Origin of the sequence: Ahrensia marina (assembly GCF_042140245.1) — a bacterium.
Taxonomy (GTDB): domain Bacteria; phylum Pseudomonadota; class Alphaproteobacteria; order Rhizobiales; family MH13; genus MH13.
In genome coordinates this window covers 2,608,377-2,624,753 of the sequence record NZ_CP159483.1, presented here as the reverse complement: position 1 = coordinate 2,624,753, position 16,377 = coordinate 2,608,377, and the positions used below count along the sequence as shown (strand labels likewise).

The window sequence follows — 16,377 nt, the reverse complement described above, 5'->3', positions numbered from 1 at the left end:
GCTACTCCGCGGCAACAGGTTGCGGTGTCATAATGTCGGTGCCCTTGCTTTCATCATTGTCAGCTTTGGCGGCCTTGGCAGCTTGGCGGGCGTTGCGTTTGGCAAGCCTGCGCGCTTCTTTGGCTTCACGCTTGGCGGCATAGCGAACCGCGTTTTCCGCACGGCGCTCGTTGCGCAGATAGCTGTGATAGAGCACCGGCGCACCCACAAGCGTGAGCACTGAGGCAAAGCCCAAGCCACCCATGATGCTAACCGCCATGGACGCAAAGAAAGGATCGGTCAGCAGCGGTATCATGCCCAAAATGGTTGTACCGGCGGCCAGGACCACGGGACGCAAACGGCTAACCGATGCGGCGACAATGGCGTCGCTCTGAAACGCGTGATCTTTCTTCTGCTCGTCAATCTCTTCGACCAGCACAATGCCGTTTTTGATCAGCATGCCTGAAAGCGACAACAGCCCAAGGAGTGCGGTGAAACTGAAAGGAAGCCCTGTGAACAACAGACCCAGAGCAACGCCGTTCACCGCCATGGGCACCAGTGTCCAAATCACAGCCGTCTGACGCAGTTTGCCGAAGACCAGAATGGTCAGAAGCAGCATCGTGCCGAAGGCGAGCGGCATTTGCCGACCAAGGCTTTGCTGCGCGGTGGTTGCGCTTTCATGCTCGCCGCCCCATTCCATGCGGTAGCCCGGTGGAAGCTGCATCTCTTCGATCAGCGGTCGCACTTGGCTGAAGACGCTGGGTGGCATCACGCCTGGTGGCGTGAAGGATTGCACCGAGATCGTGGGAACCCGGTTGCGACGCTCAATGACCGTGTCACGCACGGCAACATCAAACCCATCAACAACCTGTTCGAGTTGCACAAAGCCCTGCGTTGCCCGCGAGTAGACCGGTTGATCAAGGACGAGCCCGTTTTCGGACTGCTCGTCGCGAGGGGTGCGCACAAGGATCGGGATTTGGCGTTCACGCTCCCGGTACACGCCCGCACGCACGCCATCAGTCGCCAGAGCGATAGCCTGAGAGACATCCTGCCGGCTGATCCCAAGGGCTTGGGCCCTATCGGTGGCAAAGATCGGCTGGACGGCCAGTTCGCGCTCACGCCAGTCAATACGTTCGGTGAGCAAAAGATCCGTTTCGGTCTCAAAGATAAGCTGTGCTTCATCGGCCAGCTCACGCAACACGTTGGGATCTGGGCCAGAGAAACGCACTTCCACATCAGCGCCAACCGGTGGACCGTAAATGATCTGCTCGGTGCGCGCTTCGGCCCAAGGCAAAGCATCAAACGTAAAGGCATCCAAGTCCGCACGCAGCGATGGAATGGCGTCAAAGCTCTCCGCACGGATCAAGATTTGGCCAAAGGCTGGGTCTGGGTTCGGCGGGGTGTAGGTGAGGATGTAGCGGGAGAAAGGACCGCCAGCAGTTGTTGTGAATGCTTTGACATCGTCACGCTCAGCAAGCCAGGCTTCCACCCGCGCAAGGTCTTCGCCCGTTTCGTGGATCGAGGTCCCCTGGGCGGCTTGATAGTTCAGGTAGAAAAGCGGCGTGTTGGCCGGCGGAAAGAACTGCTGCGTCACCATGCCGAACGCCCAAAAACAGGCGACCGTGGTTCCGATCAACATCGTGATGACCAACCAACGCACGCGCAGCGCGCCACGCACCATGCTGCCGTAAGCCCGGAAAAAGAGCGTGTCGTAAGGGTCCTTACCGTCTTTGAGATCGCCAACTTTGAACACGTAGCTCGCGAGCAACGCCGTGACGGTGACAGCAATCAACCAGCTGAGCATCAAAGAGATACCAATGACGGCAAACAGGGAGAACAGAAACTCACCAGAGCTATCCGGGCTCAAACCAATCCCGGCAAAAGCCATGATCCCGATAACTGTTGCCCCAAGCAGGGGAAATTGGGTTTTGCGCGCGACCTCAGCCGCTGCATCTTTGGCTTTGCGCCCACGGCGCATCTCGACCTGCATGCCTTCGGCAACGACGATGGCGTTGTCGACGAGCATGCCCATTGCGATGATCAAGGCACCTAGGCTGATACGCTCCACCTTCACATCGAAAATGTTCATGAAGAAGAAGGTGAAACTGACCGTCAGCAACAGCGAAACGCCAACGACGAGGGCAGATCGCCAGCCCATGAAAACAGCCAGGACCAGGATCACGATGCCAACCGACATCATGAGCGAGTTGAGAAAATCACCATTGGCTTCGTCAACCACGCGGTGCTGCTCGTAGATGGGGGCAAGCTGAACACCAACGGGCAGTATGGTTTCAAGCTCGGCGAGCTTGTCTTCAACCCGCGCACCGACGGCAACAATGTTTTCCGATGTCAGACCGGCAATAGCGATTGTGAATGCTTCTTCACCATTGTGACGGATGATCTGGTCAGGCTGATCAACGCGGCTGCGGTAGACAGTGGCGAAGTCGGTCAGGTTCAAGACCTCACCATCAACACCAAAGCTTAGCGAACCGATGGCCGATACGCTGTCATCAGGCTCAGGCGCATCGATTTCCACTTGCCGCCCGCTGTTGCTGGCCTCACCGGTAGGATTAAGCGCCGTCGACCCACTAACCACTGCAAAGATGGTGGCGGGGTCCACGCCAAGATTAACGATGGATTGGGTGGAAGGCTCCACATAGATCGTCTCTTCAGGCAGACCGAAAACCTCAACATTGGCGACCCCGCCAACAGTCAGCACTTCGCGGCGCAGAAAGGTGGCGATTTCCCAGATCTGGGCGTCGTTGAACCCTGTTGTTTTCACCGCGTAGTAGAGGCCAAACACATCACCAAAACTGTCATTGATGGTTGGCGGGAAGGTGCCATCGGGCAGCAGCGCGCGGGCATTGTCGATCCGGTCGCGCAGATCGTCCCAAATCTGGCGAAGATCATTGCCATCATAGATATCCTTCATCTCCACTTCGATGACGGAGACGCCGGGAATGTTGCGCGAGGAGATGACATCCACTTCGCCCATCTGCTGGATTTCAGCCTCAAGAACCTCTGAGACCTCTATGGCGACTTCACTTGCGGATGCCCCTGGATAAGGCGTGATGACCAGCGCTGATTTCAGCGTAAATGTGGGGTCTTCCAGCTTGCCGACACTGGCATAGCCAGCGACACCGCCGAACACACAAAAGAGGATGAGAAGCCATGTGTAGAGCGGCTTCTCAATGGAAAGGCGCGCGATCTGCATCGGACTATTCCTCAACTTTCAGGCCGGTGTAACGGCGAACGGCTTGGCCATCGCGCAGCAGATGTGCGCCCACATTGACGATCTCCGTATCGGCAGACAGACCGGTGACTTCAAAACTGGTGCCATCCAAGCTGGTGACATTGACATCCACCGCGCGCACCACGCCTTCCTCAGCGCCTGTCGGCTCGAAAACCATGACGTAAGGATCGCGATTCTCATCGGCGGCGATGGCCGTGGTAGGCAGGATGAGTGAGGGTGTTGGCTGCGGCAGAGCTGCCGTAACGGTCAGTGAACTGCCCGGCAGAAGGGACGATGACGATACATCAGGCAAAGCCAGGCTGAACCGGTAGCTTTGACCAACCCGCTGCGTTTGTGCCTGAAACTCAACGATGGATAGTTCGATTGGCTCCTCAAAGCCCAAGGGGTGAGCAGTGAAGGTCACCCGATCGACATACGGGAAGCGCTGAATCAGCCGCTCAGGCACATCAATCTCGACACGCATTTGGGACACATCATGGATGCGTACCACCGGTGAGCCCGGCGCAATGATCACATGATTGGCGATCAACCGCTCAGCGATCAATCCACGGTAGGGTGCGGTAATGGTCGCGTCTTCCAATGCATCCCGCGCCTCACGCAGAGCCACGTCGGCCAGGTCTCTGGCAGTCTCTGCATCCTCGGCCTGGGTGCGCGGGCCAACATTTTGCCGGGCCAGTTCCTGCGCACGCTCCAGATTGCGCTCTGCCTGCTGAAGCTGAAGCTCAGCTCGCTCAACGGCCCGCTCAAATGGTGCCAGATCAAGCTGTGCGAGCAACTGACCAGGCTCGACGATTGTGCCCTCCTCAACCGGGAAGGTGGTCAGCGTTCCATTGAGAGGAAAGGCCAGGTCAGCGGTTTCTCGGGCGACCACGCGGCCAAAAAAATTGCGTTGGAGAATGGTTTGCTGATCGGCAGGGATCGCAAGTTCCACCGCGCGCAAGACGGGGATGCCTACTTCCTCAGCGGTGTCTTCAACGACATCTTCCACCGGAGTGTTTTCCCCAGCTGGATCTTCAGCGCCGATACCAACTAAGGCCAGCGCCTGCTCCAGAAAGGATGGGGCGGTTTCCCCAAGCATCTGTTGCTCAGCATCAGCAGAGCTTGTCGTTGTGTCCTGCGCGTGGGCAAATGATGAGAAAACCAAAAGGCAGGAAAGGCTCGTACCCAGAAGCAAAGCCTTGGATGGGGGGATGACTTGCATTGTGATATGCCTCGCACTAACTCTGTTGTCGTCTACCGACCGGTCGGTTGGTTTATAGGTTAGGAAAAGTACGTGGCAAGGCCGACACGAAAAAAAGCTGAGGTTCTGGTGTCGACTGCTGACACGATCGTCGAGACAGCCACGGAACTGTTCTTGGCGCAGGGCTATTCGGGCACATCAATGAGTGCGCTGGCCAAAGCGTCCGGCATTCAAAAGGCCAGCCTCTACCATCATTTTGAGGGCAAAGAGGCTGTGCTCTTTGCTTGCCTACAAAGTGGTTACGCCGATCATGTGGAGCAAATGCGCGAGGCCGCGGTCGACAACGACCTATCTTATCGGCAGCGCCTGAAGCCGCTTCTGGACGCCGTCTATGGCGCCATTGTTGAGTCCAATGCGGGCAAGATGGCTCCCATCGTGGCTGAAACGACCGGTCGTTTTCCTGACATCGCCTCGCGCTTCAATGACGAGTTCATGGCGGAGATGCAGGTGATCTTCAGAGACTATGTCGAGGGTGGGATGCGAGCTGGCGAGTTCGATGCCATGGATCCCGAAACACTCGATCACGCGCTGTTCGGCGTTGCGGTGCACTTGACGCTTTGCCGCTCCATGTTCAGCGGGTTTGAGATCGCCGACACCAAATATGACATCGCCGCAGTCAAAGCCCATCATTTGACGATCATGCGCAAGCTGCTTGGTATTGAAGCCTAGGCCATTTTTGGTTGCGGGCGTTTCTTGAAGGGCGCTTCGCACGCAATCCGTACAATGCGTCTGTGGGATACAAGCTACCTGCTTGCCTCACCATGCTCAACAGCAGCCAACCAACCAAGTCTTGAGGAAACATCAAACACAACGTTGGATGGGCTAGCACCTTCGATACAACACGGAGTACCCAGTTCACCAGCCTAAATAACAGGATCGGCTGTTCATAGTTAGAGACCCAGTTCGTTGCGCGCATAGAGGACACTTTGCGTCAGCCAGTCATGCTCTTGCTGGCGCGCGCGCGCCATATCATCGGTGCGTGGCAGCCAATGCTCCATGATAACGGTCATGTCCTGCGTTGGCATCGCATCAAGCACAGCACGGCAGTCTGTACGCCCCTTCCCCAATGGACAGCCATGGATGGCGAAGCCGACGCCATAGGGGTCAGGCACAATCACATAGTCTTTCAGATGCAGGTTGATGGTGTGCGTCGCCAGCATACTCACAGTTTCCATCGGCCACTCGCCAGCGCAGATGGAATTGGCAACATCCAGGCATACGCCCACGCCATCATCATCAATGGCGTCCAGCAGTTGTACCAATCGTGGCGAGGGGTAGTTGAAATGGTTCTCAATCGCGATGCGCAGGCCTGCATCCTTGGCCTTGGGCAGTAGCGCTTGAAAAGCAGCGGCGAGATCAACAATCGGGGTTTTCGCGTCCGGACCGTCCAGGGCAACACGCAAAATCTTAGCACCGACGCTCTGTCCGACAGCGACGTAGTCCTCGACCTCTTGGGCGTTGAACGACTGCGTGCCGAGCTCGATGGCGATACCGAACGCATCGGCCTTGGATTTGAGGCTCGCAAGCTCGTCGGCACTCAACAGATGCAGCGGGCAATTGTCTGCGTACTGAACCACAGCAAGGTCTTGCGCCTTGGCTACATCCAGCAAGTCCGACGCAGACAGAGGTTGGGGCGGGTTCAGCCCCTTGTGGCCGATTGACCAACGGAACGTATATGAGCCAAGACCCAGAACCATCCTAAAGAAGACCTTTGACCAGGTCGCGATAGCCCTGCTGCGGCATACCGCTAGCAATGATGCTTTCGATGGTGTCTTGGCCGAGTTTGTCCAGAATCTTTTCAAGATCCTCCATGATCTCAAAAGTCGAAGCAATCGCTTCCACATTGTCGCCGGTGCGCGTGAACACGTCATAGGCAACCCAGCCGTCGTAGCCGATGCGGCGCATGTAATGCAGCGTTTCGAGCGTCTGCCAAAGGTGAACGGAGGCTGGCAGCATATCCCAGTCGGCTCCACGATCATTGTCGTTGAAATGGACATAGAAGAGGCGGCCCGCATCATGGGCGATAGCAAGCTCAGCCGCCGGACATTCCCCGGCAATCAGCGCATGACCGACATCCATCGTCACGCCAAGGTTTGGCGCCCCTACCCGATCACACAGGTGCAAGGTTTTAGCCATTGTCGGCATCACAATGTGGTTGCGGCTCTCATAGGCCTTGTACTCAATGCTCACCTTCACATCAGAGCGGTGAGCGGTTGCCGCGGCAAAGGCTTCAATGGTCCAGCCCCACTGCTTCTGGTGATCAGCCTGAAACGCATAGTCCCAGCCATCTATAAGCGGGCAAACGGTGATCATGTCCGTACCTAAATCAGCGGCAAGGTCCATCGCCGTCTTGATGTACTGCACGGTTTCCGCGCGCAGGCCTGCATCGGTGCTGGTGAAAGACCCATCGCGAAATTTCGGCTCTGTCTTGATGTTCACGTTCACCGCTGACACGGCAAGGCCCGACGCCTTAACCGCCGCTGCACCTGACCCATCAGCACCCAAATCCTGCGGATAAACAGGTTCTACCCCATGCGTACGCGGAATGGTCTTGGCGATCTCCAACCGCTCTTCCAGGCTGCGGTCTTTTTGGAACTGATGGAACCGATCACGGTAACCACCAATCGTGCCCAACAAAATCGAGTTCTTGTACATCATAAGGCGTCCTTTGGAGGTCAGAGGTCGTAGACTTGATCTGGGATGAACATCACCAGGTCAGGAAAGAGGGTAATCAGAATCAGCACCACCAAATGCATCGCCAGAAACGGCAGAATGGCCTTGCAGATTTGCAAAATGGAGATGTTGGCGATGCCCGCCGCGATGTAGAGCGAAAGGCCCACAGGCGGTGTAATTGTGCCGATCATCAGGTTGACCGTCATCATCACACCAAAGAAAATCGGATCGATGCCAAAGGCTGTGGTGACCGGCAAAAGAACCGGGGCAAAAACGATGATGGCCGAGCCGCCATCAAGGAAGCACCCGGCAACGAGCAGCAGTATGTTGATCACCAGCAGCAGCAACAGCACGTTGGTGATCCTGTCGGAAAACCAATCGGAAAGAGCCAGCGGTATCTGCTCGATGGTCAGAACATAGCCAACCAGATTGGCAACGCCGACAATGACCATCACAACCGCGGTGTTCAGTGCAGCCTGGCGAAACAAAGTGGGCAGCTGCGAAAATGACAGCTCGCGGTAGATAAACAGGCCAGCAATCAGCGCGTAGACTGTGGCAACGACCGCCGCTTCGGTCGCGGTAAAAATGCCGCCCAAAATACCGCCAACAATAATCAGCGGCATCACCAGTGCACCGATGGCCGAAAGAAACGACGTGCCAAGACCGCTCATCGAGAAGGGCTCGGTTTCAACCTCCCAGTCGCCGCGGCTCGCTTTCACATAGATCAGGACCATCAGGCCAATCGTCATCATGAAGCCCGGCACGATGCCGCCCATGAACAGCGCACCAATGGAGACGCCTGAAATCACGCCATAAAGAACCAGCGGGATCGAGGGTGGGATGACGGGCCCATTCACGCCGGAGGCTGCCACAACAGACGCGGCAAAGGAGGAATCAAAACCACGGCGCTTCATCATCGGGATCATCGTTGAGCCGATGGCGGTTGTATCAGCGACGGCTGAGCCGGAAATACCAGCGAAAATCGTTGAGGCGATGACAGCCACATGGCCCAGCCCGCCTCGTATCCAACCGACAAGATAAGAAGAGAAATTGACCAAGCGTCGTGAAATGCCCCCACGCTCCATCAAGCTACCGGCAGCCATGAAAAACGGAATGGCCAACATTGGAAAGCTATCGAGCCCAGCATAAACCCGTTGTAGGGCAAGCTGCGGTGACAAAAAGTCGATGGAGGCGAGCACGACCAAAGCTGCGCCCATCAGCGCGAAAATAATCGGTGTGCCAATGATGAGCAGAACAAAAAACACGCCAAAAAGCAACAATAGGCTGGTCATGGCGCGTCCTCAGGACCTGTTTCTGGCCCCTTACGATCATGAGGTGCACCTCGGGCCGCATCGGCCAAACTTGCAATCATCGTTACGACAAGCCAGAGCAACAACAAGGCGCAAGACGCTAGGATAAGCGCGAACACCACGCCCATCGGAAACTGAAGCGCCGGGGTCCGCTGATCCCACTCACGCAGAAGCGTTGCCCAAGCCCCATGCACCAAGAAATACGAGCAGATCAACCCGACGCCCGTCGCCGCTGCATCGGCAAGGTGACGCGTCCGATCAGGCAACATGTCGACAAAGATGGTGACAGTCAGATGATTGCGTTGGCGCGCCAAAACCGCCGTGCCGACAAAGACCAGTGAAATGAAGAAGAGACGCGCCACCTCCTCTGACCAGATCAGCGAGACGTTGAGCAGGTAGCGTGAAGCGACCTGCAAACTGACGACCACAACCATACCAGCAAGCAGCACGATCAAAAGCCAGCCAAGGGCGGCCAACAAACGATCCTCGGCACGCGACAGCACGCCGAGGATGTTGGTCTTGGGGGAATGCGGCAAGTTAGTTGGCCGTCCGTGCCGCGTCGATCAATTCAATCCAGCGGGTTGCATCCTCGCCAAATTCGGCAACTGCATCATCGCGCAGAGGCGCAACCGCCGCAGCCAGAGCATCGCGATCAGGGCGGGTCACTTGCATGCCCTGCTCTTCTAGCTCACCGAGCAGCGTTGCATCGTCCTCAGCAACCTTGTCTCGTTGCACGACTGCACTGTCGAGCACGGCCTGGCGAACGATCTCTTGATGTTCCTCCGGCAGCTCGCCCCAGAGATCTTCAGAGTAAAGAACCATGTGGGTGAGATGCAGATGGCCAGTCAGCGCCAAATGATCGTTCACTTCAGAAAAGCGGGCATTGTAGATGTTGCTAAGCGGGTTTTCCTGACCGTCAACAACGCCCTGTTCCATGGCCGTATAAAGCTCATTGAAAGCCATCGGTGTTGCATTGGCACCCATCAGCTCAACCGTGCGCAAATGGTAGGTTGAACGCGGTGTGCGGATACGAAGCCCTTCAATATCGTCCGGACCATTGATGGCACGCACAGAGTTGGTCATGTGCCGCATGCCAGCTTCATAGAAGCCTAGAAGCTCCACGCCGTGGCGCTCCACACGCTCGGCCACTTCATCGCCCAGCGGTCCTTCAAACGCGCGGAAAGCATGTTCCCGGTTTTCAAACAGATAGCCGATTTCAAGCGCACCCATGATGGGTTCCCAAGAGCCAAAGAAGCCGGTCGTCACCCAAGTGATTTCAAGATCACCGGAACGCAGCTGCTCGACCATCTCGCGCTGATTGCCAAGCTGGCTGTCGGTGAAGACGCGCACGTCAATCGCTCCGCCAGAACGCTCTTCAACCAGGCGCTCGAACTCGCGCGCACCGACATTTTCAGGGTGATCGCCTGAGACAACGGTGCCGACGCGGATCGTGGCATCCTGCGCAAGCGCCGGGCCTGCAAGACATGTGGCAGCCAGCAAGGCAGCCGTCAGCTTCAAATGTTTCATGGTATTCCTCCGTGGGGTTTTGACGTTCTTGTTATTTTTGAGAGATGTTGGGCATCACCGGCTGGTGCTTCTGCACCAAGTCGACAAGCTCAGCGGTCGTGCGATCCCAATGGGTGGTGTAGATCGCGGCGAGCTGGTCCTCATCGCGAGCAACCAAAGCCTCCAGCATGGCGCGATGCTCTTGCGCTGATTTCAGCGGCAAGGGGCGCAGATAGAGCGCAAAGTAGCGGGCTCGATCGGTTAGCCCGCGTTGCGCATGATAAAGCTGTGAAAGCCGCTTGTTGCCGCATTGATCGACAACGGTGAAGTGAAAGCGCGTGTCAGCGTGCGCCCATTTTTCCCGATCATCTTCGGCCAACGCGGTGTGCATATCGTCGACCGCTTGGTGCAGTGACAAAAGGTCGGGCTCATTTTGCCGCGCCAGCAAGCGAGCCGCTTCCAGCTCAAGTGCTTTGGCAATCTGATGAATTTCCAACACGTCGCTCGCCAGCAAAGGCAGAACGCGGGTTCCCCTACGCGGGATCACCTCGACCAAACCCTCTGCAGCCAGCCGCTGCATCGCATCGCGAACCGGCGTACGCGATAGATTCATCCGCGCTGCGATCTCTCGGTCAGACCAGAGCGTGTCGCCGGGAATGGCACCGGTAAGGATGCCGCTTCTCAACGTGTCATAGGCATTCGTGGCTAGGTCAGCACTCATTCACAGTTCAACTTTCGCTTGCCAGATTTCTGGGCCACCATCTGGCATACCAGATAATATGTCAATAGAACTCGGACGCAAAGAGCAGATCTCTCCAACTCCAAAGGGCTCAAGGTTCCGTGTAGTCAGTGCAAAAACTGGACGTCCTACGACACGCGGCGCACGCCAGTGCCAGCGAGACCGAAACCCATAGGGTTTATGAAGTTTTCGAAATGAGTAGCGCTACCGACAAGACTGCAGATACGCTGGCAAGAAGGCTCACCGCAAGCAACCAAAGAGAACGGGCTGGACCGGCCTGAGTGCTAAAACCTGACAGTTTCAACAATGCTCCCGATTATCAGAAGCCCAAGTTGCGCGCTCAAAAAGCCAACGGCTAAGTCGCGACTATTTCCAAGCCTTTTTGACGCGCAGCTTTCATGAAATCGGCTGGCGCAGCCTTGTTGGTGATCAACGTATCGGCACGCCCCAACTCAACGATACGGGCTGACGCGATGTGGTTGATCTTGGTGTAGTCGGCCATAAAAACCACCCGCTTGGCTGCTCGCACCATAGCCTTGGTGACCTCAGCCTCAGCCCAGCTGCTGTTGGTGAAGCCTCGGGTTTCATGCACGCCAGAGGCGCTGAGCAGCGCCAGATCAGCATTAATCTCTCGAAGCAACACGTCACCCAACGGAGAGACCAACGAGTTGCTCTTCGGCCTTAGCGTTCCACCCGTCACAATAACAGTAACGCCGCTATGACCGGCCAAGATGCGCGCAACGTTGATCGAGTTGGTCACGACAACCAAGTCTTTGATCATCGATGGAATGTTCGCCGCCAGAAGGTCGGCTGTCGATCCGCTCGACATGAACATTGTTTCGCCATCTCGAATCATCTCGACAGCAGCACTCACAATACGTTCTTTTTCTTTCAAACGCGTTGGCATCGAAAGACCATCGTCACCATCATGACGACTAGTGAAAGCTGCAATAGCGCCTCCTCGGACGCGACGCAGTAAATGCGCCTGCTCAAGCTGAGCAAGGTCGTTGCGAATGGTCACGGCGGAAACACCCACCGACTTCACCAGGTCATCAATCCGAACGCGGCCATAGTCTTTGAGCGCATCAACGATCAATTTTTGTCTTTCGGTAGCTTTCAAAGATGGCATATAGTAAAGCAACTCTAATGAAGGGCCGTGGATTCAAACGGCCGGTCCAATTTGTGTGAAGTTTGCAACTTCGCTTTGTCGGATCAGCGTCAGCATTCGGCCAACTATCTGAAAAGTGAGAACAATTGTCTATCCCCCCCGTTATTGCTGCGCTTCAAATCCCGGCTTTCACCGCTGGCTCCGTACGCAGCATGGCATGGTATGAAGATTTTTTGCTTTCCAATGCAAAAAGCTTTGTCGAAAACGGCATCAAAGCCATCAAGATACAAGACGAAACGGTTGTGTCCGGCTGTGCAAGCGAACGCACGATCGCACGCATGGCCAGCCTTGGTCACGCGGTGCAGCGAGAATTTACCGACCTGTTTCTGGGGATTATCGTTCAGGCTCACGATCCCAAAGCCGCCCTGGCGATCGCCGATGCATGCGGAGCATCCTTTGTCCGCCAGAAAGTCTTTGCCGCCGCGGCGGTGAACGCTGAAGGTGTGCGTCAGGCGCTTGGCCCAGACGCTGTTGCCTACCGCGATGCCATTGGTCGGCCGGACATTCAGATCTACGCCGACGTCCAGGACCGCACATCAATGCCGCTGGAAAATGTGCCCAGCGAGATGGCCGCTCATTGGACCGAACGGTTGGGCGCGGACGCTCTGGTGATCACAGGAAGTAACTTTGCCGACACCAAGGACCGCATCGCCAAAGCGCGCAGCTTTGGCGTGAAGGCGCCGATCCTTATCGGTGGCAGCATCACCAAGGACAATGTCCAAGACGCGCTCAGCGTTTGTGACAGCGTGGTGATCAGCTCATCACTGGTCCGGCCTGGAGCAGCGCGTGACGCCTTTGATCGCTGGGATCCGTCCAGCATTCGCCAATTCATGGAGCACGCAAACGCATGACGGTTTCAACAACTGCCCCGGCTTCGCCACTGGTAGGCGACAATTCCCCCTTGAATGCCACGGACCAAGCCTTGATTGCGCGTCTCAACGAGGAAGAGTCGGCCCATATCGCTGGTCTGCCATCTGACGATCCAAATGACCCCAGACGACAACGCCGTGTCGGGTTCACGCTGCCGGAAATTCTTGATCAGCCCACATGCATCGAGAACACGGTCAAGGGCCATCGCGAGGCCATTCGCACCACGGCCCAGTCCATTGCCAAAACCGGGTTCACGCGCATTGTCATGACCGGTTGCGGCGACTCCTTGGCCGTTCATGAGGCGGTGCGCAGCCTGATGGAGATGATGACCGGCGTTCCTTGCGAGCCGGTGCAAGCTTTGGAACTCGCCTATTATCAGAACCGCTTCATCGACGCGCAGACCCTCGTGGTTGGTCTGAGTTCCAGTGGTTGGACCCCTCGAACGCTTGAAGGCATGCTGCTGGCCAAACAGCAAGGCGCAAGCTTGTTGGCGCTTACCAACACTGCTGGATCTGCGATCACAGACATATCCGATTACACGCTGATGATCGAAGCCCAGCGCAAGGGTTGGCCAACTCAGTCCAGCACGGCGGCGATCGCGCTGCTTGCTCAGTTGGCGCTCGACATCGGCGCGGCCAAGGGGCTGACCGGCGATCGCATCACCCACTGGCAGCAGGAATTGGATACCATGCCCGCCACGATCTCCAAGGTTCTGGAAACGATTGGTTCGGGCGTCGAGACGCTCGCCCATGAACTATCCGGGGCACCCATGGTGCTTTTCACAGGCGCAGGTCCGTCCAACGCAGCAGCACGCTTCGGTGCTGCGAAGATCAAGGAATGCACCTCAGGTCACGCTCTAGCGATCCCCTTGGAAGAATTTCACCACTACACGTCGATCAAGCCAGGCGAGCCTCTGTTCATCGTTGCGCCATCAGGACCGTTGCAGTCACGTGCGCTCGACACAGCGCGGCGAACGAAAGTCTGGCATGGACGTCCTTTCGGGATTCTCGATGCAAGCAACACCCTTCTTGCTGGCGAGTGCGAGCAAAGCTTTGTCATGCCGCCGGTGAGCGAAGAGCTTTCCAGCCTCATCTACAGCCTTCCCGTGCAGGTCCTGGCCGTGCACATGGCGCTCAAAGAGTTTGAAGCGGCGAGCGCCAATGATTGATCCTTCGCTGGTCTGCTTCGGCAATTTCACCATTGACGATGTGGTGCTGGCCGATGGCCAGAGGCGCGACGGCTGCACGGGCGGAGACGCACTCTACGCGACGCTCGCAGCGCGCGCCTTCGAACAGGCCAGTGAACTGGTGGCACCGATCGGCAATGATATGCCGCCCGACATCCTCGCGCGGCTTGAAGAACTTGGCCTATCCCTCGCCGGCATGCCGCAGCGTGACGTGCCCAACCTGCACAACCGCGTCGACTACAAAGCCGATGGCAGTCGCGAATGGACGCTCTACAGCAACCCGGACCACTTCGACGTTCTCTCCCCGTTTGCCCGTGATATCCCCCCCGCATTCTTGGACGCCAACCGCTTTCTTGTGTTGGCTATGGCCTTACCAGCGCAAGAAAGCCTAATCGGGCACTTAAGCGCTAGGCCGGACACTCTCGTCGCGCTCGATCCTCAAGAAGACTACATTTTTGGCAATGAAAGCCGCCTGGAGGCAATGATCGCCAAGACCGACATCTTCATGCCAAGTGAGGAAGAAGTCGTCCGCCTAACAGGGCTTCGCGACTGGCCAAAGGCTGCGAGGCAGTTCGCAAAGCTCGGTCCAAGACTTGTGATCATCAAGCTAGGTGCCAACGGCGCCTACCTTTATGACAAGGAGCGCGACGCGAGCTTTGAGATACCCGTTTTTGATGGTGACATGGTTGTTGATACCACTGGCGCCGGCGACAGCTTTTGTGGGGCTTTTATGGCCATGATGGCTGGCGAAGCGCCGGAGTGCGCCGCCCTGGCTGGGGCGGTCGCCGCATCAGTGACCGTAAGCGGCTATGGTGTTGATCCATTGCTGACAACACCTTCAAATGTCATCGCGCAGCGCTACGAACGGTGGCGGTCGCAAACCCACTTCGTGCTGGAACCTGACGGCGTGCATCGCTTGCGTCCAAGCGACGGAGCTTAACGTGAGCAAATCCATCGTTCGCGCGCGTTGGCTACTGGAGGGGTTTGATGGGGACACGCCCATGATTTACGAACAGAGCGCCTTGCTCGTCGTCGACGGTGCGGTTGCCAAGATCGGCGATGCTGATGATTTGGTCGCAGAACACCCTGACGCCGAGCCGGTCGGAAGCGGTCAGGATTTGGTCATTCCAGGGCTCATCAACGCCCACCATCATGTTGGCTTGACGCCTTTTCAGCTGGGCTCAGCTGATCACCCGTTAGAGCTCTGGTTTGCGAGCCGCTTGGGGTTGCGTGCGGTCGCGCCTTATCTCGATACACTCTACTCAGCCTTTGAGATGATCGCATCAGGCGTAACGACGGTTCAACATCTTCACAGCCGTGCGCCAGGCGGCCTGAACGGTCTTTACAAGACATCCAAAGAGATCTTGTCGGCCTATGATGAGATCGGCATGCGGGTGTCGTTCTCCATGGCACTGCGTGACCAGAACCGGCTGGTTTATCTGGATGATGATACGTTTTTGAATCGCCTGCCTGAGCGCCTGCGACCGCATCTCGCAGCCTATTTTGAAGCCTACAAGGTGCCGTTCACCGACCAGTTGGCACTGTACGACGATTTGACATCGATGACGGACGGCAAACTGAAGCAGAGCGCCCAACTGGCGCCGTCAAACCTCCACTGGCTTAGCGATGACGCGCTTCAAGCAACCGCGGACCTTGCAAGAAAAAGCGGCGCCCATTTGCATGCGCACATCTTGGAAACGCCCTACCAAAAGCAATACGCCGCCAAGCGTACGGGCGGCTCGGCCCTCACAGCCTTTGATGAGATGGGGCTCCTGAGCCCGAAGATGACCATCGGTCATGGTGTCTGGATGAGCGAAGCTGACATTGAACTCTGCGCGGATCGCGGCTGTCATGTGTGCCACAACTGTAGCTCGAACATGCGGTTGAAGAGCGGCAAGGCCCCGGTCAATGCGCTTCTCGCTCGCGGTGTTCCCGTTGCTATTGGCATCGATGAGGCAGGCATCAATGACGACCGCGATATGCTGTCCGAGATGCGCCTTGTCATGCGCGCGCATCGCGAACCCGGCCTTGCCTCCGCTGCCCCCAGCGCGTCCAGTGTTCTGAAGATGGCAACAACCCACGGCGCCAGCACGACGCCCTTCAGCACGTCCATTGGCCATCTGGGCATAGGGGCGCAAGCAGACCTGGTCATACTCGATTGGAAGACGATCACCTGGCCGCATCAGGACCCTGCTCAAGGTCCAATCGAGGTTCTTCTCCACCGCGTTAAAACCAACGCCGTCAAGCAGGTGATGATCGCAGGCGATGTCGTCTACGCCGATGGGTTGTTCACCCATGTCGACAAAGACGCAGTCTTATCCGAGATCGCCGAGCGCCTGGCCGAACCGCTTACGGAGGATGAAGCCGCCATGAAGGCCTTGGCGCACGACATGCTGCCCCATGTGCGAGCCTTCTATGACGAGCACTACACCCACGATCCCGCCCAGTTTTAG

The 16,377-nt window shown here is 57.0% G+C and carries 14 protein-coding genes; 5 read left to right on the top strand and 9 right to left on the bottom strand.

Annotated features, from left to right (window positions below):
• Nucleotide 1: 1 nt before the first annotated feature.
• Nucleotides 2-3,193: an efflux RND transporter permease subunit gene (locus ABWH92_RS12800; RefSeq protein WP_375568942.1), complete on the bottom strand. Its 3,192-nt coding sequence runs from the start codon at nucleotides 3,191-3,193 to the stop codon at nucleotides 2-4.
• A 4-nt stretch (nucleotides 3,194-3,197) separates the two neighbouring features.
• Complete coding sequence (locus tag ABWH92_RS12795) at nucleotides 3,198-4,433, bottom strand: efflux RND transporter periplasmic adaptor subunit (RefSeq protein ID WP_375568940.1); 1,236 nt, start codon at nucleotides 4,431-4,433, stop codon at nucleotides 3,198-3,200.
• Nucleotides 4,434-4,505: 72 nt separating this feature from the next.
• On the opposite strand from ABWH92_RS12795, the gene ABWH92_RS12790 reads away from it, so the two are divergent.
• Nucleotides 4,506-5,141 (top strand): TetR/AcrR family transcriptional regulator, encoded by a 636-nt coding sequence (locus ABWH92_RS12790; RefSeq protein WP_375568939.1) that lies wholly within the window; start codon nucleotides 4,506-4,508, stop codon nucleotides 5,139-5,141.
• A 221-nt stretch (nucleotides 5,142-5,362) separates the two neighbouring features.
• Here the strand turns inward: ABWH92_RS12790 and ABWH92_RS12785 are convergent, their stop codons facing one another.
• The 7 genes from ABWH92_RS12785 to ABWH92_RS12755 form a co-directional block, all read right to left on the bottom strand.
• Nucleotides 5,363-6,169, bottom strand: coding sequence for a sugar phosphate isomerase/epimerase family protein (locus tag ABWH92_RS12785; protein ID WP_375568937.1), 807 nt, complete (start codon nucleotides 6,167-6,169; stop codon nucleotides 5,363-5,365).
• A 1-nt stretch (nucleotide 6,170) separates the two neighbouring features.
• On the bottom strand, nucleotides 6,171-7,130 hold the full coding sequence (locus ABWH92_RS12780; protein ID WP_375568935.1) for a sugar phosphate isomerase/epimerase family protein: 960 nt from the start codon (nucleotides 7,128-7,130) through the stop codon (nucleotides 6,171-6,173).
• A 17-nt stretch (nucleotides 7,131-7,147) separates the two neighbouring features.
• A complete protein-coding gene (locus ABWH92_RS12775; protein WP_375568933.1) occupies nucleotides 7,148-8,437 on the bottom strand; it encodes a TRAP transporter large permease in 1,290 nt (429 codons plus the stop codon).
• Entirely contained in the window at nucleotides 8,434-8,991 is a 558-nt protein-coding gene (locus ABWH92_RS12770) for a TRAP transporter small permease (RefSeq protein WP_375568930.1), read from the bottom strand. The genes ABWH92_RS12775 and ABWH92_RS12770 overlap by 4 nt, the downstream gene beginning before the upstream one ends.
• A 1-nt stretch (nucleotide 8,992) precedes the next feature.
• Nucleotides 8,993-9,982 carry a sialic acid TRAP transporter substrate-binding protein SiaP gene (locus ABWH92_RS12765; protein WP_375568928.1) on the bottom strand — a complete coding sequence of 330 codons (990 nt, stop codon included), beginning with the start codon at nucleotides 9,980-9,982 and terminating at the stop codon, nucleotides 8,993-8,995.
• 31 nt (nucleotides 9,983-10,013) lie between these two features.
• The gene (locus ABWH92_RS12760) at nucleotides 10,014-10,682 is read right to left on the bottom strand and encodes a GntR family transcriptional regulator (protein ID WP_375568926.1); all 669 of its coding nucleotides are present in this window, start codon (nucleotides 10,680-10,682) and stop codon (nucleotides 10,014-10,016) included.
• 373 nt (nucleotides 10,683-11,055) lie between these two features.
• A complete protein-coding gene (locus tag ABWH92_RS12755; RefSeq protein WP_375568924.1) occupies nucleotides 11,056-11,796 on the bottom strand; it encodes a DeoR/GlpR family DNA-binding transcription regulator in 741 nt (246 codons plus the stop codon).
• A gap of 158 nt (nucleotides 11,797-11,954) precedes the next feature.
• Between ABWH92_RS12755 and ABWH92_RS12750 the strand changes: the two genes are divergently transcribed.
• From ABWH92_RS12750 to ABWH92_RS12735, 4 genes are read left to right on the top strand one after another with little or no spacing between them, the layout of a single operon-like run.
• Nucleotides 11,955-12,719 (top strand): BtpA/SgcQ family protein, encoded by a 765-nt coding sequence (locus tag ABWH92_RS12750; protein ID WP_375568922.1) that lies wholly within the window; start codon nucleotides 11,955-11,957, stop codon nucleotides 12,717-12,719.
• The gene (locus ABWH92_RS12745) at nucleotides 12,716-13,906 is read left to right on the top strand and encodes an SIS domain-containing protein (RefSeq protein ID WP_375568920.1); all 1,191 of its coding nucleotides are present in this window, start codon (nucleotides 12,716-12,718) and stop codon (nucleotides 13,904-13,906) included. The genes ABWH92_RS12750 and ABWH92_RS12745 overlap by 4 nt, the downstream gene beginning before the upstream one ends.
• Entirely contained in the window at nucleotides 13,899-14,864 is a 966-nt protein-coding gene (locus ABWH92_RS12740) for a carbohydrate kinase family protein (RefSeq protein ID WP_375568918.1), read from the top strand. Before ABWH92_RS12745 ends, ABWH92_RS12740 begins: the two co-directional genes overlap by 8 nt.
• 1 nt (nucleotide 14,865) lies before the next feature.
• Entirely contained in the window at nucleotides 14,866-16,377 is a 1,512-nt protein-coding gene (locus tag ABWH92_RS12735; RefSeq protein ID WP_375568916.1) for an amidohydrolase family protein, read from the top strand.

What these genes read in the sequence shown, in the direction of transcription:
- ABWH92_RS12800 (WP_375568942.1), bottom strand. Translation starts at nt 3,193, where the DNA reads ATGCAGATCGCGCGCCTTTCCATTGAGAAGCCGCTCTACACATGGCTT.
- ABWH92_RS12795 (WP_375568940.1), bottom strand. Translation starts at nt 4,433, where the DNA reads ATGCAAGTCATCCCCCCATCCAAGGCTTTGCTTCTGGGTACGAGCCTT.
- ABWH92_RS12785 (WP_375568937.1), bottom strand. Translation starts at nt 6,169, where the DNA reads ATGGTTCTGGGTCTTGGCTCATATACGTTCCGTTGGTCAATCGGCCAC.
- ABWH92_RS12780 (WP_375568935.1), bottom strand. Translation starts at nt 7,130, where the DNA reads ATGATGTACAAGAACTCGATTTTGTTGGGCACGATTGGTGGTTACCGT.
- ABWH92_RS12775 (WP_375568933.1), bottom strand. Translation starts at nt 8,437, where the DNA reads ATGACCAGCCTATTGTTGCTTTTTGGCGTGTTTTTTGTTCTGCTCATC.
- ABWH92_RS12765 (WP_375568928.1), bottom strand. Translation starts at nt 9,982, where the DNA reads ATGAAACATTTGAAGCTGACGGCTGCCTTGCTGGCTGCCACATGTCTT.
- ABWH92_RS12760 (WP_375568926.1), bottom strand. Translation starts at nt 10,682, where the DNA reads ATGAGTGCTGACCTAGCCACGAATGCCTATGACACGTTGAGAAGCGGC.
- ABWH92_RS12745 (WP_375568920.1), top strand. Translation starts at nt 12,716, where the DNA reads ATGACGGTTTCAACAACTGCCCCGGCTTCGCCACTGGTAGGCGACAAT.
- ABWH92_RS12740 (WP_375568918.1), top strand. Translation starts at nt 13,899, where the DNA reads ATGATTGATCCTTCGCTGGTCTGCTTCGGCAATTTCACCATTGACGAT.